General features: G+C 64.7%; 22 protein-coding genes. 17 read left to right on the top strand and 5 right to left on the bottom strand.

Annotated features, from left to right (window positions below; all coding sequences use genetic code 11):
- The first annotated feature begins 25 nt into the window (after positions 1-25).
- The 9 genes from gpmA (at position 26) to AAG591_RS06480 (ending at position 9,003) form a co-directional block, all read left to right on the top strand.
- On the top strand, positions 26-712 hold the full coding sequence (gpmA, locus tag AAG591_RS06520) for a 2,3-diphosphoglycerate-dependent phosphoglycerate mutase (RefSeq protein ID WP_342530253.1): 687 nt from the start codon (positions 26-28) through the stop codon (positions 710-712).
- Positions 712-1,203 (top strand): 5-(carboxyamino)imidazole ribonucleotide mutase, encoded by a 492-nt coding sequence (gene purE / locus AAG591_RS06515; protein ID WP_342530252.1) that lies wholly within the window; start codon positions 712-714, stop codon positions 1,201-1,203. Before gpmA ends, purE begins: the two co-directional genes overlap by 1 nt.
- Entirely contained in the window at positions 1,200-2,273 is a 1,074-nt protein-coding gene (locus AAG591_RS06510; RefSeq protein WP_342530251.1) for a 5-(carboxyamino)imidazole ribonucleotide synthase, read from the top strand. Before purE ends, AAG591_RS06510 begins: the two co-directional genes overlap by 4 nt.
- Positions 2,270-2,761, top strand: a complete 492-nt coding sequence (locus AAG591_RS06505) for a dihydrofolate reductase (RefSeq protein ID WP_342530250.1) — start codon at positions 2,270-2,272, stop codon at positions 2,759-2,761. Before AAG591_RS06510 ends, AAG591_RS06505 begins: the two co-directional genes overlap by 4 nt.
- Complete coding sequence (locus AAG591_RS06500; protein ID WP_342530249.1) at positions 2,758-3,930, top strand: dipeptidase; 1,173 nt, start codon at positions 2,758-2,760, stop codon at positions 3,928-3,930. The genes AAG591_RS06505 and AAG591_RS06500 overlap by 4 nt, the downstream gene beginning before the upstream one ends.
- Entirely contained in the window at positions 3,927-4,856 is a 930-nt protein-coding gene (locus AAG591_RS06495; protein ID WP_342530247.1) for a bifunctional riboflavin kinase/FAD synthetase, read from the top strand. Before AAG591_RS06500 ends, AAG591_RS06495 begins: the two co-directional genes overlap by 4 nt.
- Positions 4,857-5,132: 276 nt before the next feature.
- Positions 5,133-8,063: an isoleucine--tRNA ligase gene (gene ileS / locus AAG591_RS06490; RefSeq protein WP_342530246.1), complete on the top strand. Its 2,931-nt coding sequence runs from the start codon at positions 5,133-5,135 to the stop codon at positions 8,061-8,063.
- Positions 8,063-8,590, top strand: a complete 528-nt coding sequence (gene lspA / locus AAG591_RS06485) for a signal peptidase II (protein ID WP_342530245.1) — start codon at positions 8,063-8,065, stop codon at positions 8,588-8,590. The genes ileS and lspA overlap by 1 nt, the downstream gene beginning before the upstream one ends.
- A 2-nt stretch (positions 8,591-8,592) precedes the next feature.
- Complete coding sequence (locus AAG591_RS06480) at positions 8,593-9,003, top strand: DUF3035 domain-containing protein (protein ID WP_342530244.1); 411 nt, start codon at positions 8,593-8,595, stop codon at positions 9,001-9,003.
- 127 nt (positions 9,004-9,130) lie between these two features.
- On the opposite strand, the gene AAG591_RS06475 is transcribed toward AAG591_RS06480, so the two are convergent.
- The 3 genes from AAG591_RS06475 to AAG591_RS06465 form a co-directional block, all read right to left on the bottom strand.
- Entirely contained in the window at positions 9,131-9,865 is a 735-nt protein-coding gene (locus AAG591_RS06475) for a LytR/AlgR family response regulator transcription factor (protein ID WP_342530243.1), read from the bottom strand.
- Positions 9,855-11,126: a sensor histidine kinase gene (locus tag AAG591_RS06470; protein ID WP_342530242.1), complete on the bottom strand. Its 1,272-nt coding sequence runs from the start codon at positions 11,124-11,126 to the stop codon at positions 9,855-9,857. Before AAG591_RS06470 ends, AAG591_RS06475 begins: the two co-directional genes overlap by 11 nt.
- A 79-nt stretch (positions 11,127-11,205) precedes the next feature.
- On the bottom strand, positions 11,206-12,732 hold the full coding sequence (locus AAG591_RS06465) for a fumarate hydratase (protein ID WP_342530241.1): 1,527 nt from the start codon (positions 12,730-12,732) through the stop codon (positions 11,206-11,208).
- A gap of 213 nt (positions 12,733-12,945) precedes the next feature.
- On the opposite strand from AAG591_RS06465, the gene AAG591_RS06460 reads away from it, so the two are divergent.
- The 5 genes from AAG591_RS06460 (at position 12,946) to AAG591_RS06440 (ending at position 18,090) form a co-directional block, all read left to right on the top strand.
- Positions 12,946-13,494 (top strand): protein-L-isoaspartate O-methyltransferase family protein, encoded by a 549-nt coding sequence (locus AAG591_RS06460; RefSeq protein ID WP_342530239.1) that lies wholly within the window; start codon positions 12,946-12,948, stop codon positions 13,492-13,494.
- Between the two features lie 2 nt (positions 13,495-13,496).
- A complete protein-coding gene (locus AAG591_RS06455) occupies positions 13,497-14,999 on the top strand; it encodes a TolC family outer membrane protein (protein ID WP_342531222.1) in 1,503 nt (500 codons plus the stop codon).
- Between the two features lie 26 nt (positions 15,000-15,025).
- Positions 15,026-15,526, top strand: a complete 501-nt coding sequence (locus tag AAG591_RS06450; RefSeq protein WP_342531221.1) for a DUF2497 domain-containing protein — start codon at positions 15,026-15,028, stop codon at positions 15,524-15,526.
- A 63-nt stretch (positions 15,527-15,589) separates the two neighbouring features.
- Positions 15,590-17,707 (top strand): dipeptidyl-peptidase 5, encoded by a 2,118-nt coding sequence (locus tag AAG591_RS06445; protein WP_342530237.1) that lies wholly within the window; start codon positions 15,590-15,592, stop codon positions 17,705-17,707.
- Complete coding sequence (locus AAG591_RS06440; RefSeq protein WP_342530236.1) at positions 17,704-18,090, top strand: (2Fe-2S) ferredoxin domain-containing protein; 387 nt, start codon at positions 17,704-17,706, stop codon at positions 18,088-18,090. Before AAG591_RS06445 ends, AAG591_RS06440 begins: the two co-directional genes overlap by 4 nt.
- Here AAG591_RS06440 and AAG591_RS06435 read toward each other — a convergent pair.
- Positions 18,087-18,377 (bottom strand): hypothetical protein, encoded by a 291-nt coding sequence (locus AAG591_RS06435; protein ID WP_342530235.1) that lies wholly within the window; start codon positions 18,375-18,377, stop codon positions 18,087-18,089. The genes AAG591_RS06440 and AAG591_RS06435 overlap by 4 nt on opposite strands.
- Positions 18,378-18,458: 81 nt before the next feature.
- Between AAG591_RS06435 and AAG591_RS06430 the strand changes: the two genes are divergently transcribed.
- From AAG591_RS06430 to xth, 3 genes are read left to right on the top strand one after another with little or no spacing between them, the layout of a single operon-like run.
- The gene (locus AAG591_RS06430) at positions 18,459-18,890 is read left to right on the top strand and encodes a CBS domain-containing protein (RefSeq protein WP_342530234.1); all 432 of its coding nucleotides are present in this window, start codon (positions 18,459-18,461) and stop codon (positions 18,888-18,890) included.
- 31 nt (positions 18,891-18,921) lie between these two features.
- Entirely contained in the window at positions 18,922-19,251 is a 330-nt protein-coding gene (locus tag AAG591_RS06425; RefSeq protein WP_342530233.1) for a HesB/IscA family protein, read from the top strand.
- 37 nt (positions 19,252-19,288) lie between these two features.
- On the top strand, positions 19,289-20,065 hold the full coding sequence (gene xth / locus AAG591_RS06420) for an exodeoxyribonuclease III (protein WP_342530232.1): 777 nt from the start codon (positions 19,289-19,291) through the stop codon (positions 20,063-20,065).
- A 39-nt stretch (positions 20,066-20,104) separates the two neighbouring features.
- Here the strand turns inward: xth and AAG591_RS06415 are convergent, their stop codons facing one another.
- On the bottom strand, positions 20,105-20,767 hold the full coding sequence (locus AAG591_RS06415; RefSeq protein ID WP_342530231.1) for a cell wall hydrolase: 663 nt from the start codon (positions 20,765-20,767) through the stop codon (positions 20,105-20,107).
- Positions 20,768-20,981: the final 214 nt, after the last annotated feature.

The following is a 20,981-nucleotide window of genomic DNA, read 5'->3' as shown; positions in this document are numbered from 1 at the left end:
GCCTATCCGCAAGGGAGCATGTAAATTGTCGACGCTGATCCTCGTCCGCCACGGACAGTCGGAATGGAACCTCGCCAACCGCTTCACCGGCTGGTGGGATGTCGATCTGACCGAGAAGGGCGTGGAAGAAGCACGCGCCGCAGGCCGCCTTCTAAAGGACAAGGGTATACTGCCCGATCTCGCCTTCACCTCGCTCCAGACCCGCGCGATCCGCACGCTCAACCTCGCGTTGGAAGAATGCGGACGGGTGTGGATTCCGGTGCGCAAGGACTGGCACCTTAACGAGCGCCACTATGGCGGGCTGACCGGGCTCAACAAGCAGGAAACGCGCGAGAAACACGGCGACGAGCAGGTGCACGTCTGGCGCCGCAGCTTCGATACACCGCCCCCGCCGATCGAACCGGGCAGCGAATACGATCCCGGCGCGGACGCGCGCTATGCGGGGATCGATGTGCCCAACACCGAAAGCCTGAAACTGACGATCGAGCGTGTGCTGCCCTACTGGGAAGAGCATATCCTGCCCGAACTGGTCGGTGATCGCACGGTGATCATCTCCGCCCACGGCAATTCGCTGCGTGCGCTGGTGAAGCACCTTTCCGGCATTTCGGACGACGAGATCACCGATCTCGAAATCCCCACCGGTCGCCCCATCGTCTATCCGTTCGAGAACGGTAAGGTCGCGGGGCAACGCCGCTACCTGGACGAAACCTGATGGCCGATACCCCCGTCGTAGCGATCGTCATGGGCAGCCAGTCGGACTGGCCGACGATGAAGTGCGCCGCCGACGTGCTCGAAGAGCTCGGCATTGCGCACGAGGCGCGGATCGTGTCCGCGCACCGCACGCCCGACCGAATGTACGATTTCGCGAAGGGTGCCGCGGACGAAGGCTTCAAGGTCGTGATCGCGGGCGCAGGCGGTGCGGCACACCTGCCGGGGATGATCGCGTCGATGACTGCGCTGCCCGTGCTCGGCGTGCCGGTTCGCTCGAAAGCACTGTCCGGCATGGATAGCCTACTCTCCATCGCGCAAATGCCCGCCGGGGTGCCGGTCGGCACGCTTGCCATCGGCGAAGCGGGGGCGACCAATGCCGCGCTGCTCGCGGCCTCGATCCTCGGTACGCACGATGCTGCGGTGATGGAGCGGCTGGTTGCCTGGCGCGCTGCACGCAGCGCCTCGGTGGCAGAGAAGCCCAGCGACGCATGATCGAGCCGGGTGGCACAATAGGTATCCTCGGCGGCGGCCAGCTTGGCCGGATGCTGGCGATTTCCGCCGCGCAGATGGGCTACCACGTGATCGCCTTCGCGCCCGAAGACGACGCGGTGATCGCACAGGTGTGCGACGAATATGTCAGCGCGGCTTGGCACGATGCCGCCGCGCTCAAGGCTTTTGCCGATCGGTGCGATGTGGTGACGCTCGAATTCGAGAACGTGCCCGCCGCGCCGCTCGACGCCATCGCCGACAAGCTTGCCCCGCATCCGCGCGCGCTCGCCATCGCGCAGGACCGGTTGGCCGAGAAGCGCTTCGTCACCGATCTTGGCGGCACGCCCGCCCCCTTCCACTCGGTCGATTCGCGCGAAGACCTGCTCGCCGGTATCGCCGCGCTGGGCACGCCTGCGATCCTCAAGACGCGCCGCGACGGCTACGACGGCAAGGGCCAGTGGCGGATCGGTTCGCTTGAAGAAGCCGAAGCGCTGGATTTGCCGGATGCGCCCTGCATCCTCGAAGGCTTCGTGCAGTTCGAATGCGAGTTCTCGGTCATTCTCGCGCGGCGCGCCGACGGTCTGATCGCCTTCTGGGAAAGTTCGGAGAACGGCCACGAAGATGGCATTCTCGCCCGTTCCACCCTGCCGGGCCGCGCGATTATCGGCGAGCAGGTGGCCGAGGCGCGCAAGCTCGCCAGGGCGGTGGCGGACAAGCTCGACTATGTCGGTGTGCTGACGCTCGAATTCTTCGCCAGCGAGAGCGGCCCGATCTTCAACGAGATGGCCCCGCGCACGCACAATTCGGGCCATTGGACGATCGAGGGTGCGGCCACCAGCCAGTTCGAGAACCAGGTCCGCGCGATCTGCAACCTGCCGCTCGGCGACACCCGCCGCGTCGCGCCGCGCGTGGTGATGGAAAACGTCATTGGCCCCGCCGCCGCAACCGCGCACGAAGCGCTTCGCGATCCCGGCGCCCACCTGCATCTCTACGGCAAGATCGAAGCGCCCGAGGGCCGCAAGATGGGCCACATCACGCGGCTCGCGTGGCCCGAGGGAGACAGCAACTCATGATCCAGGATCGCCTGTTCCTCGTCTATGCGCGCGCCGCGAATGGCACCATCGGGAAGGACGGCGGGCTGCCGTGGCATATCCCGGCGGACCTCAAGCACTTCAAGTCGCTGACCATGGACAAACCGATGATCATGGGCCGCAAGACCTTTGAGAGCTTCCCCAGCCCCCTCCCCGGTCGCCGCCATATCGTGCTGAGCCGCGATTCGGACTGGCAGGCAGAGGGTGCCGAACACGTCATGTCGGTCCCCGAAGCGCTCGCCGCCGCCGGGGGCGAAGAAACCGCTGTGATCGGCGGCGCGGATGTGTTCATGCTGTTCGAACCGCAGGCCGAACGGATCGAGCTGACGCAGATCCACGCCGACTACGAAGGCGACACCTTCGTCGGTGCGCCCGATTCCGAACGCTGGGCTGAGGTCGCGCGCGAGGACCACGAGGCCAGCGGCGCCACGCCCGCCTTCTCCTTCATCACCTACGAGCGGCACACGTGAAGAAAACCATCCTGATCATCGTCGGGCTGGTGCTGCTGATCGGTATCGCGGGCTTCTTCCAGTTCGGCCCCGGCATGGTCGAGCGGAGCATGAACAAGGTCGATGGCGAGCCGCTGATCGAAGTCTCCGACGAGGCGAAGGCGCTGCACAAGACGCTGACAATCGTCGATCTGCATTCGGACACGCTGCTGTGGAACCGCAACCTGCTCAGCCGCGGGACCCGCGGCCACATGGACCTGCCGCGGCTCGAAGAGGGCAATGTTGCGCTGCAGGTGTTCTCCAGCGTGACCAAGACGCCCAAGGGCCAGAACTACGACGCGAACGGCGACGATAGCGACAACATCACCCCGCTGGTGATCGCGCAGTTACAACCCACCCGCACCTGGAGCAGCCTGCTCCAGCGCTCGCTGTGGCATGCCGAGAAGCTCGACCGGGCGGCCGCCAATTCCGATGGCGAGCTCCTGAAGGTCGCCGACCCCAAAGATCTCGATCGCCTTCTGCGCGAACGCTCCAGCGAGACGCCCAAGCCGGTCGGCGCGCTGCTCAGCATCGAAGGGCTGCACGATCTCGAAGGCGATCTCGCCAATCTCGACACGCTGCGCAAGGCGGGTTTCCGCATGGCCAGCCTGACGCATTTCTTCGACACCGACCTCGCCGGGTCGATGCACGGGATCGAGAAGGGCGGGCTGACCGACAAGGGTCGCAAGGCCGTGCGGCGGATGGAGAAGCTCGGCATGGTGGTCGACATCGCGCATTGCAGCCACAAGTGCGTGGCGGACATCCTTGCGATGGCAAAGCGCCCGGTCGTCTCCAGCCACGGCGGAGTGCAGGCGACCTGCAAGGTCAACCGCAACCTTTCGGACGACGAGATTCGCGGGGTCGCCAAGACCGGCGGCGTGGTCGGCATCGGATACTGGGATGCAGCCGTGTGCGGCACTAGCCCACGCGATGCGGCCAAGGCGATGAAGCATGTCCGCGATCTGGTCGGGATCGATTACGTCGCGCTGGGCAGCGATTACGACGGCGCCACGACGGTGCGCTTCGACACGTCGCAGCTGGTGCAGGTGACGCAGGCGCTGATCGACGAAGGCTTCACCGAGGATGAGATTCGCGCGGTGATGGGCGGCAACGCGCTGCGGGTGCTGCGCGCGGGGATCGTGCCGCAATGAGGTGGCTCGACCATCGTGAGCCGGTGCCCGCACCTTTACGCGGAGCGATCGTTGCGCTCGGCAATTTCGACGGCTTCCATAAGGGCCACCAGGCGGTCGCGGGCGAAGCGATTCGCTGGGCGCGCGAGGAAGAGCGCCCCGTCATCGTCGCCACCTTCGATCCGCACCCGGTGCAGTTCTTCAAGCCCGACACCCCGCCCTTCCGCCTGACCAGTCTCGAACAGCGGCACGAACTCTATCTCGCCTTCGGGGCGACAGCGATGCTGGTGTTCCACTTCGATGCCGAGCTGGCGGGGACCAGCGCAGAAGACTTCATCGAGCGCATTCTCGTCGAGCGGTTCGGCGCGCATGGCGTGCTGACCGGCGAGGATTTCACCTTCGGCAAGGGCGCACAGGGCGATGCCGCGCTGCTGAAAGAGCATGGCGCGAGGCACGGGCTGGAAGCGCGCACCGTATCGGCGGTGAGCGATGGCGACGCGGTCGTCTCCTCCAGCCGGATTCGCGATCTGCTCAAGAACGGCGAACCGCAAGCCGCCGCCGACCTGCTCACCCGCCCCTTCGCGATTCGCGGGATCGTGGAGCATGGCGACAAGCGCGGGCGCGAAATCGGCTATCCCACCGCCAACCTCGCGCTCGAGGATTACCTGCGCCCGCACTACGGCATCTATGCGGTGACGGGCCGCATCCTGTCTTCCGGCGAAGAGCTGCAAGGCGCGGCCAATATCGGCATCCGCCCGCAGTTCGAACCGGCCAAGGAACTGCTCGAGCCGTATTTCTTCGATTTCTCGGGCGACCTCTACGGGCAGGAAATCGAGGTCGCGCTGCACCATTTCATCCGGCCCGAAGCCAAGTTCGACTCTCTCGACGCGCTGATCGCGCAGATGGACCGGGATTGCGCCGAAGCGCGGCGGCTGCTGGCGGAGTAGGGGTTGGCGCTCAGCGCCTTCTGACACACCTGACACAGTGTCCTGAGGCGAAAAAGCCGGCCTCTTTTGCGAGGGCGGCTTTCATCGCGTGAAAGCCGATGAGCAGCTCGCGGGGTTCGACATTATCAAAGAGCGGCAGCGAAGTTAGCGGAGCGGCGGCATGTAGGACAGCTTGAGCGAAGTCTCCGCACGCCCCGTTCCTCCCGCGAACCGATGCCGGGCATGGCAATCGAAAAATTGCGCGACGCACAAGGCCCCGCTAAGGCCTCGCGCCTGATGAGCGACGATACCCAGAAGGACTGGCGGGACACCGTCTTCCTGCCGAAAACCGATTTCCCCATGAAAGCCGGGCTCCCGCAGAAGGAACCGGGCATTCTGGCTGGCTGGCAGCAGGACGACCTGCATGGCAAGCTGCGCGCCGAGCGTGCGGGGGCGGAAAAGTTCATCCTCCACGATGGCCCGCCCTACGCCAATGGCGATATCCACGTGGGCCACGCGCTCAACCACATCCTCAAAGACATGGTGGTCCGCACGCAAAGCCTGCTCGGCAAGGATGCGCCCTACGTGCCCGGGTGGGACTGCCACGGCCTGCCGATCGAGTGGAAGGTCGAGGAACAGTACCGCAAGAAGAAGCTGAACAAGGACGAGGTCCCGCGCGCCGAGTTCCGCGCCGAATGCCGCGCCTATGCGCAGAAATGGGTCGATACCCAGCGCGAGCAGCTCAAACGCCTCGGCATCCTGGGCGACTGGGACAATCCCTACCTGACGATGGACTACGACAGCGAAGCGACGATCGTCGCCGAGCTGATGAAGTTCGCGGAAAGCGGCAATCTCTACCGCGGCTCCAAGCCGGTGATGTGGAGCCCGGTCGAGAAGACCGCCCTCGCCGAAGCCGAGGTGGAATACGAGGACATCACCTCGACCCAGATCGACGTGGCGTTCGAGATCTTCGAATCGCCGATTCCCGAATTGGTCGGCGCACATGCGGTGATCTGGACGACCACGCCGTGGACGATCCCGGTCAACCAGGCTTTGGCTTATGGGCCGGAGGTTGAGTATGTGCTCCTTCGAACCAGTTTCTTCGCTCCCGGGAATGGAGCCGAGCCCGGAAACGGGTCGGCAGATTTCCGCATCTTGGTTGCGGAGGCACTGAAGGGGCAGTTCCTCGCCCGCAACACGACCGCAGGTGTGGAAGCTGACGTGATCGAGGAATGGCGCGGCAAAGGCTCTGACCTAGCCGGAACCAAGGTCCGCCATCCGATGCACAAGCTGGGCGGGTTCTACGAGACGCTCCGCCCGATGCTGCCGGGCGATTTCGTCACTACCGACAGCGGGACCGGTCTCGTCCACATGTCGCCCGACCACGGCGAGGACGACTTCTACCTGTGCCGCGAGAACGGGATCGACCCGGTCTTCGCGGTCGACGATGGCGGCGTGTACCGCGACGACTGGCCGTGGCTGGGCGGTGACGACGAGCGCCGCCGTGCGGTCATCAACCCCAATTTCAACGCACCCGACGGACCGATCTGCTCGGACCTCTCCGAAGCGGGCGCGCTGCTGAGCGCGAGCGCGGATTACAAGCACTCCTACCCGCACTCGTGGCGCTCCAAGGCCAAGATCATCTACCGCTGCACGCCGCAGTGGTTCGTGCCGATGGATAAGCCCTTATCGCCCTCTCCCCTTGAGGGGAGAGGGTTGGGAGAGGGGACTTCTGGCGATGCGCTAGCCCAGCCCCTCCCCCCGACCCCCTCCCCTGAAGTGGAGGGGGAGAATACGCTGCGCAGCCGCGCGCTCTCCGAAATCGAGCGCGTCCGCTTCGTGCCCGAGCGGGGGCGCAACCGCATCCGCGCGATGGTCGAAGGGCGGCCCGACTGGGTGCTTTCGCGCCAGCGCGCATGGGGCGTGCCGATCACGCTGTTCGTCCGCAAGGACGGCACCTACCTGCAAGATTCAGCCGTGAACAGCCGCGTGGTCGATGCGATCCGCGAAGGTGGCGTCGATGCGTGGTCAGAGGATCGCAAGGCAGAATTCCTCTGGTCCGATCATAATCCCGACGATTTCGAGATGGTCCACGACATCCTCGACGTGTGGTTCGATTCGGGCTGCACGCATGTCTTCGTGCTCGAAAGCGACCGCTGGCCCGCGCTGACCTGGCCCGCGAACCTTTACCTCGAAGGCAGCGACCAGCATCGCGGCTGGTTCCAGTCCTCGCTGCTCGAATCCTGCGCCACGCGTGGCCGCGCGCCCTACGACCAGGTGCTGACCCATGGCTTCACCATGGACCAGAACGGGCGCAAGATGTCGAAGAGCCTCGGCAACACGGTCGATCCGTTGAAGATCGTCGACCAGTACGGTGCGGATATCCTGCGGCTGTGGGCGCTGAGCGTCGATTCGACTATGGACCACCGCATCGGCGACGAGATCCTGAAGGGCGTCGCGGACCAGTACCGCAAGCTGCGCAACACCTTCCGCTACATGCTCGGCGCGCTGGAAGGCTACGAGGCTTCGGAAGCGGTCGATTACGCCGACATGCCAGAGCTGGAGCGCTACACGCTGCACAAGCTCGCTGAGCTCGACGGCAAGCTGCGGCAGGCGATTACGGATTACGACTTCAACGAATACACCCGCCTGCTGACCGAGTTCGCGAACGAGGACCTGTCGGCCTTCCTGTTCGATATCCGCAAGGACCGTCTGTATTGCGACGATCCGGCGTGGACACAGCGCCGCGCGTACCGGACCGTGCTCGATATCCTGTTCCACGCGCTGGTGCGCTACGCCGCGCCGGTGCTGGTGTTCACCGCCGAGGAAGTGTGGAGCACCCGCTTCCCCGAGGCGAAGAGCATCCATCTCCAGCAGATCGACGAACTGCCCAGGAACTGGACCGACGCGGCGCTGGCAGAGCGTTTCGCCGCCCTGCGCGAGTTGCGCGAAGACGTGACCGAGGCGATCGAACCGCTGCGGCGCGAGAAGACGATCCGCTCCAGCAACGAAGCTGCGGTGTCCGTCCCGAAAAAGGCCATCCCCGAAGGTTTCGGGATGGACGATCTTGCCGAACTGTTCATCGCCGCGTCAGTCTCGGCGCACGATGGGGAAGGGGTGACCGTTTCGCGCTCTTCCGATAACAAGTGTGGCCGTTGCTGGCGCCTCCTGCCGAGCGTTTCGGAGGATGGCGCGCTGTGCGATCGGTGCGAGGAGGTCGTGGACTAATGCCGGGTATCTGGAACCGCCGTGTCGCCGGCCTCGTGCTGGCCGCGCTCGTCTTCGGGCTGGACCAGCTCGTAAAGTGGCTCGTCACCGGGCCGCTGGAGATCAATCAGGTCGGCGACGTGATGCATCTGCTGCCGTTCTTCGATCTGACCTTCACGCAGAATTTCGGCATCTCGCTGGGGCTTTTCGAAGCGCAGAGCGTCGAGGCGCGGTGGATACTGGTGTGCGGCACCGCGGTGATCGCGGTCATCGTGCTGCTGTGGATGCTGCGCGAGCGCACCGGTGGCGACATTTTCGGCCTCGGTCTCATTCTCGGCGGCGCGCTGGGCAACATTCTCGACCGGGTGCAGTATGGCTACGTCGTCGACTATGCCGATCTGCACTTCGGCACCTTCCGGCCGTTCCTCATCTTCAACATCGCCGATGCTGCGATCACCATCGGCGTCCTCATCATCCTTGCCCGATCCTTCTTCCTGCGCGACAAGAGCGCGGACGACGACATGCACCTCGCTGCGAAAGAGAGCTGATTATGCGTACCAAGAGCCTCCTGATCCTCGGCACACTTGCGATGGGCCTGGCTGCCTGTGGCAGCAACGGCGGCATTCTGGGTCGCGAACGGCCCGACGAATTTGCTGTGCAGCGTCAGGCACCGCTGGTGGTGCCGCCCGATTTCAACCTCGCCCCGCCCGAGCCCGGCACCGCGCGCCCTGCGGAAGGCACCGCTGCCGAGCAGGCGCTCGATGCGCTGTTCGGTGGGCCCGCTCCGCGTAGCCAGGTGGAAGCGGCTGCGATCAGCCGGGCAGGCGAGGCCGAGCCGGGTATCCGCTCTTCTGTGGGCGACCCGCACACGCCGACCGTCGCGAAGGGCCGCGTAACGCGCGATATCATCGCCGCACCCGAGGGTGACGGTGGCTCTGCGCAGGCCGTTATCCCGGGCTGATCGCCGCAATCTCGAACAGCTGGGCGTGCGCCTGTTCGCAGTGCGCCGCCTTTACGAACGGTTCCACCTCGGCAGTCGCCCGCCGAGGGTCGATGCCCCTGTGCGGGTCGGGTCGGGTCGAGTCGGGCTAACGTCCCGCCATGGATTTGACCTGGGGCAGGAACGTCCGGCCGATCCGCAGCGTCTCGCCGTCTTCCAGCTCGACCGACCAGACTCCCAGCCCATCGTGCCGCAGGCCGGCGATGTGATCCTTGCGCAGGATTGTGCTGCGGTGGATGCGAATGAAGGCTTCGGGATCGAGCTTTTCTTCCAGCCCGGCGATCGTCTGCAACAGCAGGTAGGTCTTGTCGCCCACGTAGAGGCGAACGTAATCGCGCTCCGCATCGATCCGGCGCACGTCCGAGACCGAGACCCGGACCAGTTCCGAGCGATGCGGGACCCACAATTCGCGCAGCCATCTGCCATCGCCGGGTTCGCCGGTTTCGCCGCGCTTTGCCAGAGCGCGGCCGATAGCGCGTTCGAGCCGTTCGGCCGCGACCGGCTTCAGGACGTAATCGACCGCATCCAGATCGAAGGCCTCGACCGCAAAACTCTCGTGCGCGGTGACGAAGATAATCGCGGGCGGGTTGGGTGTCTTGGCGAGCTTCCTGGCCACCTCGATCCCGCCCAGCCCGGGCATCGTCAGGTCGAGCAGCACGAGGTCGGGGGCTTGCTCTGCGATAACCTGCAGCGCGGCCTCGCCATGGTCGGCCGTGCCGACGACTTCGACCCGGTCTATCCGGCTGCAAAGCGTCTCCAACCGCTCGATCGCCAGCGGCTCGTCGTCGACCAGGACAACGCGCAGGGGTGTGTTATCGTCCATTCTTCATATCCAGCGGCATGATGATTTCCGTTCGGTAGCCCCGCCCTTCGCGCTGCCCCGATTCGACGTGTGCCTGATCTCCGAAGCGGGCGCGCAGGCGATCGCGCACGTTGGAGAGCCCGATGCCGAACCCCCCGCTGCCGCCTTCGCCCAGGCCGGGTCCATCGTCGGCAACCACCAGATGCAGGCGATTCTCCTTCGCGAAGGCCTCGATCGTGACGTGTACCGGCGTGGTCGACCGGGCAACTGCGTAGCGGACGGAGTTTTCGACCAGCGGCTGCAGGATCATCCCCGGCACGCGGGCCCGTTCGAGGGCTTCCGGAAGGGTGATGTCGACGGCCAGCCGCTCCGGAAAACGCACTTCCTCGATCGCGAGGTAGTCGCGCTGCAGGGAAATCTCGTCTTCCAGCGCAACGTCTTCGGTCGGCTCTTCGGCCAGGCTGTGGCGATAGAAGTTCGACACCGCCTGGATCATCGCTTCGGCGCGCGCTTCCTTGCCGGTGATGACCAGCGAGGACAGCGAATTGAGCGTGTTGAACAGGAAGTGCGGATTGATCTGGTAGCGCAGGCTGCGCAATTCGGATGCCTTGGCGGCGGACCGGAACCGCTCCTCGCGGGCCTGTGCCGCCCTCGCCTGCGCGCCCGCCAGCATCGCGAGATAGAGCGCGGCCCAGGCCAGCAGCAGGAAATAGCGGCCCAGCGCGATGTCGGACAATTGCCGCCAGCGTTCCGCACCCGTGGGCGCGGGCGCCAGCACGAAGGTCCGCACGTCGTCGATTTCCAGGTCTTCGCTCTCTTCGCGGTCTGCCGGGCGGCGGCGCGGCAGTGGCGGAAATTCCAGCAGCATGTTGCCCGCCTCGTCCCGGCGGATCACCACTCCCTGATCCTCCGCGTATTTCTGGTAGAATTCCTTGTAGATCCGCTCTTCCACATCGGCGAAGACCATCTGGTTGATCTGCGCGATCATCAGCGATGCCGGCAGCGCGACCACCAGCGCCGTAGCCGTCTTGATGATCAGCGATTGCCGATCGACCAGCCGCAGCACCAGCCACATGCCCAGCGTAACCGTGGCTCCCGCGAGGCATACCAGCAACCGGCGCCACAGGAGTGCTTCCTGCAATTCCAGCCCCACGATCGCGCCCCGCAGGGTGACCAATGCGAAATAGGTCATCCACAGGCCCGCAATCGAGATCAGCACCAGCCTGAACGGCAGGCGGTTCGAAACGGAGTTATCTTGCAGGTCGGAATTATCTTCTGTCACAGTCTGCCGTCATTGCCCGCCAGCGCGCGCGATTGCCATGCCGCCGGTCGATCCCAAGAATGCGCCGGTCGAGAGCGCATTATCGGCTTTCCAGCAGTCCTTCTTCCGCGATCCGCTTCTTCCACTGCGCCGGGGCGAGCTTATGGACGTTGTTGCCCGCTGCATCGACCGCCACGGTCACCGGCATGTTTTCGACCGTGAATTCGTAGATCGCTTCCATGCCCAGCTCCTCGAACGCGACGACCTTCGCTTCCTTGATCGCGCGCGCGACGAGGTACGCCGCCCCGCCGGTCGCCATCAGGTACGCCGTCTTGAAGCGGCTGATCACATCGACCGCGTCGGCGCCGCGTTCCGCCTTGCCGATCATCGCCAGCAGGCCGAGGTCGAGCATCATTTCGGTAAACTTGTCCATCCGGGTGGCGGTGGTCGGGCCTGCCGGGCCAACGACTTCGCCCATCACCGGGTCGACCGGACCGACATAGTAGATCGCCCGGCCCTTGAAGCTCACCGGCAGCTCTTCGCCCGCCTCGAGCATGTCCTTGATACGTTTGTGAGCCGCGTCGCGCCCGGTCAGCATCTTGCCCGAGAGCAGCAGGCGGTCGCCGTGCTGCCAGCTCTCGACGTCTTCCTGCGTCAGAGTGTCGAGGTTCACCCGCTTCGCAGCACTGTCCGGCTGCCAGTTGACCTTGGGCCACTGATCGAGATCGGGCTTCTCGAGATAGCTCGGCCCCGATCCGTCGAGCGTGAAGTGCGCGTGGCGGGTCGCGGCGCAATTGGGAATCATCGCCACGGGCTTGCCCGCCGCATGGCACGGCCAGTCGAGAATTTTGACGTCGAGCACGGTCGAGAGGCCGCCTAGCCCTTGCGCGCCGATGCCCTGCGCATTGACCGCGTCGAAGATGTCGATCCGCAACTGCTCGATATCGGTCTGCGCACCGCGCGCCTTGAGCTGGCCCATGTCGATCGGGTCCATCAGGCTCTGCTTGGCGAGCTTCACGCAGTGCTCCGCCGTGCCGCCGATGCCGATGCCGAGCATCCCCGGCGGGCACCAGCCCGCGCCCATCGAGGGTATCTGTTCGACCACCCAGTCGACGATATTGTCGCTCGGGTTCATCATCTTGAACTTGCTCTTGTTCTCGCTGCCACCACCCTTGGCCGCGACATCGATGGAGACCGTGTTGCCCGGGACCATCTCTACCGACAGGACACACGGCGTGTTGTCGCGCGTGTTGCGGCGGGTGAAGGCCGGATCGGCGAGGATCGAGGCGCGCAGCTTGTTGTCGGGGTGGTTGTATGCGCGGCGAACGCCTTCATCGACGACTTCCTGTAAAGAGCGCTTGGAGTCGAGGCGGCATTCCTGCCCCCATTTGACGAACACGTTGACGATGCCCGTATCCTGGCAGATCGGGCGATGCCCCTCGGCACACATCCGGCTGTTGGTCAGGATCTGCGCGATCGCGTCCTTCGCGGCAGGCCCTTGCTCGGCCTCATAGGCCTCGCCCAGCGCGCGAATATAGTCCATCGGGTGGTAGTAAGAGATGAATTGCAAAGCGTCGGCGACACTTTCGACGAGATCGTCTTCGCTGATTACAACCATGTCGCTCATCGACGGGCACCTTCTACTGATCGAAACCGGAGCGCCGATAGAGCAGCAAAGGCCTATGCGACAAGTGATGCGGGTCTTGGCGAGCCTTTCCGCCCCCTCTAAGGCGTCTGCCGGGGCCCGCATCCCCGTCTACCAAGCGGCAAAGATAGCGAGACGAGAGAAATGATTGCCACCGCGCAGAAAACGACAGATTTCGCGGCCGCACGCCGTCACATGATCGAAAGCCAGCTGCGCACCAGCGGGGTGAACGATTCCTGGGTTCTGGACCGGATGGCCGCCGTGCCGCGGGAAGATTTCGTGCCCGAGGCCGCGCGCGCCGGTGCCTATGTCGACCGCACGGTGCCCCTTGGCGATGGCGCCTTTCTCGCGCCGCCGCTGGCGCAGGGCCTGATCCTGACCCATGCCCGCCCCGCTGCCGCAGACCGCGCACTTATCGTCGGGCCCGCCACCGGATATCTCGCCGCGCTGCTAGCACCGCTGGTTGGCGACCTTGAGCAGGCGACGCCCGATTCGGTGCTTTCCGGGAATGTCGAGGGCACTTTCGATCTGGTGATCGTCGATGGCGCTCTCGAGCAGGTACCCGCCGCGCTGGCCGCCACCCTTTCGCCCGATGGGCGACTCGTTACCGGGGTCATCCGCAACGGCGTCACCCGGCTCGAACTGGGCCGCCGCAGCGGAGATGGCGTTTCGCTGATCGCCGTCACCGAAGCGCAGCTGCCCCGTCTCGCAGCCTTCGACGCGCCACCGAGCTGGACATTCTGATGATGATACGCCGATCCCGTTTCCTCGCCGTCGCGGCAACCAGTGCGCTCGCTCTGGCCGCGCCCGCCCACGCCGATACGCTACGCGAAGCGCTGGCGGAGGCCTATCGAACAAACCCCACCCTGCAGGCCGCGAGGGCGCAATTGCGCGCCACCGACGAGACCGTGGCGATTGAGAAAGCCGATGCGCGACCGAACGTGAACGGACAGGCCGCGCTGACCGAGTATGTGAAGAAGAGCTCCACCAGCTTCTTCTCTCCCGACCGTGCCCTGACCGCGGGCGTCGATCTGGGCGTGCCGCTCTATTCGGGCGGCTCGGTCAAGAACTCGATTCGCGCGGCGAAGGAACGCGTGCAGGCGGGCCGTGCCGATCTGCGCGGCACCGAAAGCGCGATCTTCAGCCAGGTCGTGGCCGCTTACATGGACGTCCTGCGCAGCGAAGCGCTCGTCGGATTGAGCGCCAACCAGGTCGATGTGCTTCAGGTCAATCTGCAGGCGACGAGCGACCGGTTCGAAATCGGCGATCTTACCCGCACCGATGTCGCCCAGTCGCAGTCGCGCCTCGCGCTGGCACGCGGTGACCTGCGGTCGGCCCAGGCGGGCCTGATCCAGGCGCGCGAGAATTACATCCAGCTGGTCGGGTCCGCCCCGGGAGAGCTGGAACCGCCGCCGCCGCTGCCCAACCTGCCAAGCGATCCACGCATGGCGGTGGAAGTGGCGCTCGAAAACAATCCCGATCTGATCGCGGCGAAGGAACGCGCCGCTGCTGCGGGCTACGATATCGACGTGGCTGGTGCCAGTCGCCTTCCGCGCGTGTCGGCATTCGCCGGATATAATTACCAGAACTTCCTCGGTTCGATCCCCGGCTCGCCTCTCGATCCAACCGATCCTGCCAGCCCGATCGCCAATAGCCCGCAGACGGCGACGTCGTCTTCGGCAGGGCTGTCGCTCACCATACCGCTGTTCCAGGGCGGTCGCCCTGCGGCCTTGCAGCGGCAGGCACAAGCCCGCGCCTCCGCCAGCTACGACCAGGTCATCGCAACCGAGCGGGACGTGATCGCACAGGTCCGCGCGGCGTACGCCAGCTATTCGGCAGCGCTGGCGATCATCGACAGTTCGCGCGAAGCGGTCGCCTCCGCCGAACTCAGCCTCGAAGGCGTCCGGGCCGAGAATTCGATCGGCAATCGCACCGTGCTCGATGTGCTGAACGCCGAACAGGAACTGCTGCTCTCGCGAGTCGATCTCGTGACGGCTCGCCGCAACGCTTATGTTGCTGGCTTCAGCCTGCTCGCCGCCATGGGCCGCGCGGAAGCGCGCGACCTCGGTATCGAGGGTGGCGCGCTGTACGATCCGCTGGACAATTACGACCGGGTCGTTGGCAAGTGGAACGACTGGGACCGCGATCCCGACCCCGAAGCGCAGGGCACGCGCACCATTGACATTCCCCCCGCCAACGCGGAAATCGGCGACGTCTACGGCCCGGTGAACGAGCCGGGCGAGGACTGAGGCAGCCGGAGCTGGGGGGCATGAGCGTGCGACATGATGGGGAAGCGTCGGTCGAGGAAATTCTCGACTCCATCAAAAAGGTGATCGCGCGCGACAATCGTGCCGGTGCGATGGAAGCCCGCCGTCGGCGTGAGCGGACGATGCGCGACGAAAGCCCTTCGTCTCCACATGATCCGGTAATGGAGGAAGAGGCCGAGGAAGTGCTCGACCTCGCCGAAGCCGAACTGGTCGACGAAGATGAGAGCGAATCGCCCGCCGAGTCGGACGACGATCGGGATAGCGAAGGACCGTCCTTGATGAGCGAAGCCGCACGCCACGCGATGCGCGACAATCTGGCTACGCTTGCGCTTCTTTCGGAACCCGGGAGCCCGCCGCAGATCGTCCGCTCCGGCGAAACATCGCTTGAAGGAATGGTTCGCGAGATGTTGCGTCCGATGCTGGCCGAATGGCTCGACAAGAACCTGCCGCCGATGGTGGAAGAGCTGGTGCGCCAGGAAATCGCCCGGATCGTGAAGAAGCAGGGTTGAGGGCACCTACCGCCAGCGAGTTTTCGCTTGCGGGCTCTGACTGAAGGCCTAGTTTCCGCGCCCATGCGCAATGCCTTCAAACCGCTCGCCCTTCTCGCCCTCTCGACGGCGTTTCTCACCACCCCCACACTCGCTCAGGACCAGTCCGGCGGAAGCACGCCAGCGCCGATGTCTGCGCGCGATCTGGTCACGATGCCGCGACTCGGCGGGCCCACCGTCAGCGCAGATGGCAAACGCATGCTCTATTCGGTCACCTCGACCGACGAGACCTCGCTGGCGCGCAGTACGCAATACCGACTGAAGACCCTCGCTTCCGGCGAAGAAGTGGCCGTGACGCTGCCCGAAGGCGCCAATTCGCCGGTCTTCGTCGGCAAGGACCGCCTCTATTTCCTCGCCCCCGGCGGGCGCAATTCGAAGGGGATGCAGGTCTTCACGGCAATCCTGCGCGACAATGGCGTGCTGGCCCAGACCGATCAGGTGACCCGATACAACCGCGATGTGAGCGGTTTCGAAGTCTCGCCGCAGGGCAACAGCCTTGCGTTCTTCGGCGATGTGCCGCGCGAATGCACGCAGTTCGACTGCGCGACCGAAGCGGCCGGGCCGGGTTCGGGCATGCTTTTTGACGCAGATGACGGCTTCGTTCGCCACTGGGACAGCTACGAGACCCCCGGCACCTTCAGCCGCGTCTTTGTCGCCCCGTTGAAGGATGGGGCCGCCGCAGGTGCTGCCGTCGCGGTCGATGGCCCGGAGTCGGATGGTTCGCTGGTCGGCGACACTCCGCTACGCCCCTTTGGCGGGCTGGAGGACATGGCGTGGAGCCCTGACGGCACCACCCTCTATTTCGTCGCGCGGCAGGCCGACCGGGCCGAGCCGACATCGACCAACAGCGATATCTACCGCTTCTCGATGGGCGACAGCGCGCCGAGCAATCTGACCGACGCCAACGAGGCGAGCGATGGTTCGCCCACGCCCTCCCCCGACGGCAAGAGCCTCGCCTATCTGGCGATGGCGCGTCCCAACTACGAATCGGATCGTCAGGTGGTGATGCTGCGCGATCTCTCAACCGGGCAGGTCCGTGCACTGACGCAGGGTTTCGACCGCAGCTTCGCCTCGCTCGCGTGGACGCCCGATTCGCGCTGGATCATCGCCACGGCGCAGAGCATCCTCGATACACCCGCTTTCCGCATCGATCCGCGTACCGGCGCGGTCACCGAACTCGATCTGGTCCGTGGCAACGAAGCGCATATCGGTAATGTGACGCCGGTGGGGAACAAGGCGCTCGTCTACACGCGCGATTCGATTGCCGCGCCTGCCGAAGCCTACCTGTCCGAAGGATGGAGCCAGGGCGTCCAGCTGACCAGCGTGGCCACCGCGCGGATTGCCGCTCTCTCACCTGTGGAAACGCGCCGTTTCGAATTCGCAGGAGCCGGCGGCGACACGGTTCACGGCCAGATTACCAAGCCTTCCGGTGTGGACGGCCGGATCCCCGCAATCCTCTACGTGCACGGCGGGCCGCAGGGGTCGTTCAACGATGGCTGGTCGAGCCGCTGGAATCCCCGCGTCCTCGCCAGCCAGGGCTACGCGGTGATCTCGGTCGATTTCCACGGGTCCACCGGGTACGGGCAGGCCTTCACCGATGCGATCAACCGCGACTGGGGCGGCAAGCCGCTGGAAGACCTGCAGAAGGGTCTGGCGGCCGCGCTGGCGCTCGACAGCCAGATCGACGGGGATCGTGCCTGTGCCATGGGCGCGTCCTACGGCGGCTACATGATGAACTGGATCGAGGGGAACTGGCCGGATCGGTTCAAGTGCCTCGTGCAGCATGACGGCCTGTTCGACATGCGCAGCTTCTATTACGCGACCGAGGAACTGTGGTTTCCCCGCTGGGACTTCGGCGGCTCCTACGCCCAGAACAGCAAGCTGTACGAGCGCTGGAATCCGGTGAACTACGTCGACAACTGGCAGACGCCGATGCTCGTCGTGACGGGAGAGAAGGACTACCGCGTCCCCTCCACGCAAGCTTTCGGTGCCTTTACCGCGCTTCAGGAGCGCGACATTCCGGCGCAGATGCTCGTCTTCCCGGACGAAAATCACTGGGTGCTCAAGCCCGCCAATTCTCTGCAATGGCATGAAACCGTGTTCGGCTGGCTCGATCGCTGGCTGGGTGACGAGAGCGAATGAGCAAGGACAAGGCGCTGCGCAAGGCGCGCGAGGCGCTGACCAAGACGGGCGGCGAGGATGCCGCGCGCCACATCTTTCTGTGTGCGATGCCGCACAAGGCAAAGTGTTGCGACCGCGCGCAGGGCGAAGAATCGTGGAATTATCTCAAGAAGCGCCTGAAGCAGCTGGGCATCGGCCCATCGAAGGGCGATGAAAGTGGTCTGATCGTCCGGCGGACGAAAGCAGATTGCTTGCAAATATGCGAGGCGGGTCCGATCGCCGTCGTGCAACCCGACGGGGTCTGGTACCATTCCTGCACGCCGATGGTGCTCGAAGAAATCATCCAGCAGCACCTGATCGGCGGCGAGCCGGTCGAGGCATACCGCCTCCATCCGGCGGACTAGCGCTCGTCGTCATCCAGCGGATTGTGGATCGATTCGTCGTGCCCGGTGCCGTTCGACAGGAAAACCAGGCCCATCAGCGCGCTGGCGAGCAGCATCGTCATCCCGATCCCCAGCGCCACTGCGATGAAAAAGTGCGGGCTGACCTCGGCCTCGCTCCAGAAAATCGCGACCATCGCCCCGCCAACGACAAGCACGGTCAGCGCAAACATGAATCGCATGATTCTTTTGTAGCGCGCCCAGGCAAAGGCGGCCTTTTCCGGATCATCGAGAGGAGATTTGGGAGCCAAGTGGCCTTCCTTAGGTGACGATTCGCCAAATGTGAGCCTTCGTGCCATCATCTGCCCGGAGGGGAAAGGAGGACCTAAGGCATGACTATCGAACGGCTTATGGCGGATCGAGAGGCGGGGGACATCCTGAGTTGTACCACGCAGACGATCATGCGCGACGCAGTTGCCCTTTTGGCGGAAAAGCGCATCGGCGCCCTGCCAGTAATGGATGGCGATCGTGTCGTCGGCATATTTTCGGAACGCGATGTGATCTATTGCATGGCGAGGGAGGATGGCGCCTGCCTCGACCGCCCGGTTGGCGAGGTGATGACCACGCCCCCGATCACCGTGAGTCGCGGCGAACAGGTCGACCGGGCTCTCGCCCTAATGACCAAGCGCCGGATTCGCCACCTGCCGGTGGTCGAGAACGAGGAACTGATCGGCTTCATCTCGATCGGCGATCTGGTGAAATACCGGTTCGACAAGGTCGAGCAGGAAGCGCAGGAGATGCGCAGCTACATCCAGACCGCTTGAGCCCGGGCACGCGAAGGCCCATATCGTGCATATGAGCACTACACCCGCCCTTACCGAGGCTGCCGCCGCACGCGTGTCCGCGATCGCCAGCAAGCAGGGCAAGCCCGCCATCCTGCGCCTCGCGGTCGACGGTGGGGGCTGTTCCGGTTTCCAGTATCGCTTCGAACTGGCCGAGGCCCCGGACGAAGAGGATGCTGCCAGCGAAACCGCAGGTGTGCGCCTGATCGTCGATCCGGTCAGCCTCGATCTCGTGGCAGGCAGCACGGTCGATTACGTCGAATCGCTCGGCGGGGCGGCCTTCCGGGTCGAGAATCCTCAGGCAGCCGCTGGTTGCGGCTGCGGTTCCAGCTTCGGCATTTGAATTAGACTAGGCGCATCGCATCGGGCAGGAAGCCCGCATGCGTATCGCCACATTCAACATCAACGGGATCAAGGCGCGCCTGCCGCGCCTGATCGAATGGCTCGAAGAAACGCGGCCCGATGTCGCGTGCCTGCAGGAAATCAAATCGCAGGACGATGGCTTTCCTGCGAGCGAGTTCGAGAAGATCGGGTATCAGGCGATCTGGCACGGGCAGAAGAGCTTCAACGGGGTGGCGATCCTCGCCAAGGACGGTCTGACCATGACCGAGCGACAGCGCGGTCTGCCGGGCGACGATAGCGACGATCATGCGCGCTATCTTGAGGCCGAGGTCGACGGCGTGGTGATCGCCAACCTCTACCTGCCCAATGGCAATCCGCAGCCAGGGCCCAAGTTCGATTACAAGCTTGCGTGGATGGAGCGGCTGCGCACGCGCATGGCGGCGATCTGGGCGGAGGAAAAGCCCGCGGTCGTGCTCGGCGATTTCAACGTCATTCCAGAGGACAAGGACGTCTGGTCACCGCCCGCGATGGCCGACGACGCACTGATGCAGCCCGCTTCGCGCGATGCCTATCGTCGCCTTTTGGCCGACGGGTGGACCGATGCGCTCGACACGCTCAATCCGCGCGGCGGTGTGTGGACCTTTTGGGACTACCAGCGCGGCGCGTGGCAGCGCGATCACGGCTTCCGGATCGATCACTGCCTGCTTTCGCCCGAACTGGCCGACAGGCTGCAGGCTGCGGGCGTCGACAAGGACGCACGCGGCCGCGAAAAGGCGAGCGACCATGCACCCGTGTGGGTGAAGGTCGCCGCCTGATTCTGTTTTCGGGAAGATGAACTGCGCGCTGGTGCGCGATTAGCGGTAGAAGACGTGGGTCTTGATCGTCGCGCGGGCCTGCTTTGTGCGGGCCCAGCGGGGCTTCACGTAGGTCGCATGAAAATACAGCGAATCGCGTGCCTCGCTGTTCCACAGGCCTTCGTGCGCAATCCGCGCGATCTTGCGCGCCCGCTCCCACGCGCCGGCATTGCTGCGGCGGCTGGGAATGCGACCGTTCTTCACGAAGGAAAACTGCGCGCGCTGGGTGACGACGCCGCAATAGTCCGAGGGGAAGGCCGAGGATTCGGTACGGTTGATGATCACCTGCGCCACCGCCAGCTGACCTTCGATCGGCTCACCGCGCGATTCGAAGTACACTGCGCCTGTGAGGCATTCGAGGTCGGGCGACATGGTGCTGGGGGCGTCGACTTCGGCCACCAGTTCGCGCAGCGAGGATGCCTTGGCGAATTCCGGTTCCGCGTCGGAAGCATCGGCAATCTTTGCGGTCTCGTCCGTTTCCGGAAGCGGCTGGACCACTTCTTCGGAGATGAAGACCGGTGCGTCCGTAGCTTCAGGCTGCGGCGCGATGACAGTTTCAGCGGTGCCCTCTTGGGCTTGCGCATCGGCGTAGGCAAAACCTGCGGATGCGATCAGTCCGGTTGCGACAAACGCCGCAAAGCCGAATTTCGTCTTGGTACCCATTGATCCCGTTCAAAGGGCGGTGAACGAACTCAGACGCAGGCTGGAACCAACACGCGCCAAAGCGCTTGTATGAAATGTGCAAATGTGAGGGTTCTGTAAAAGGCCTGCCGGCCGTTCCCCGACTGCGTGCTAATCGGCGCGACCGCATTGCCGCCTCGACCGCCTGCGCAAATTCGAAGTTGCGGGCCCATTGCCGCAGAAATGCCTGAGGTCA

Origin of the sequence: Citromicrobium bathyomarinum (assembly GCF_038594485.1) — a bacterium.
GTDB classification, from domain to species: domain Bacteria; phylum Pseudomonadota; class Alphaproteobacteria; order Sphingomonadales; family Sphingomonadaceae; genus Alteriqipengyuania; species Alteriqipengyuania bathyomarina_A.
The sequence above is the reverse complement of the archived record's forward strand: the minus strand, read 5'-3'. Positions and strand labels throughout refer to the sequence as shown.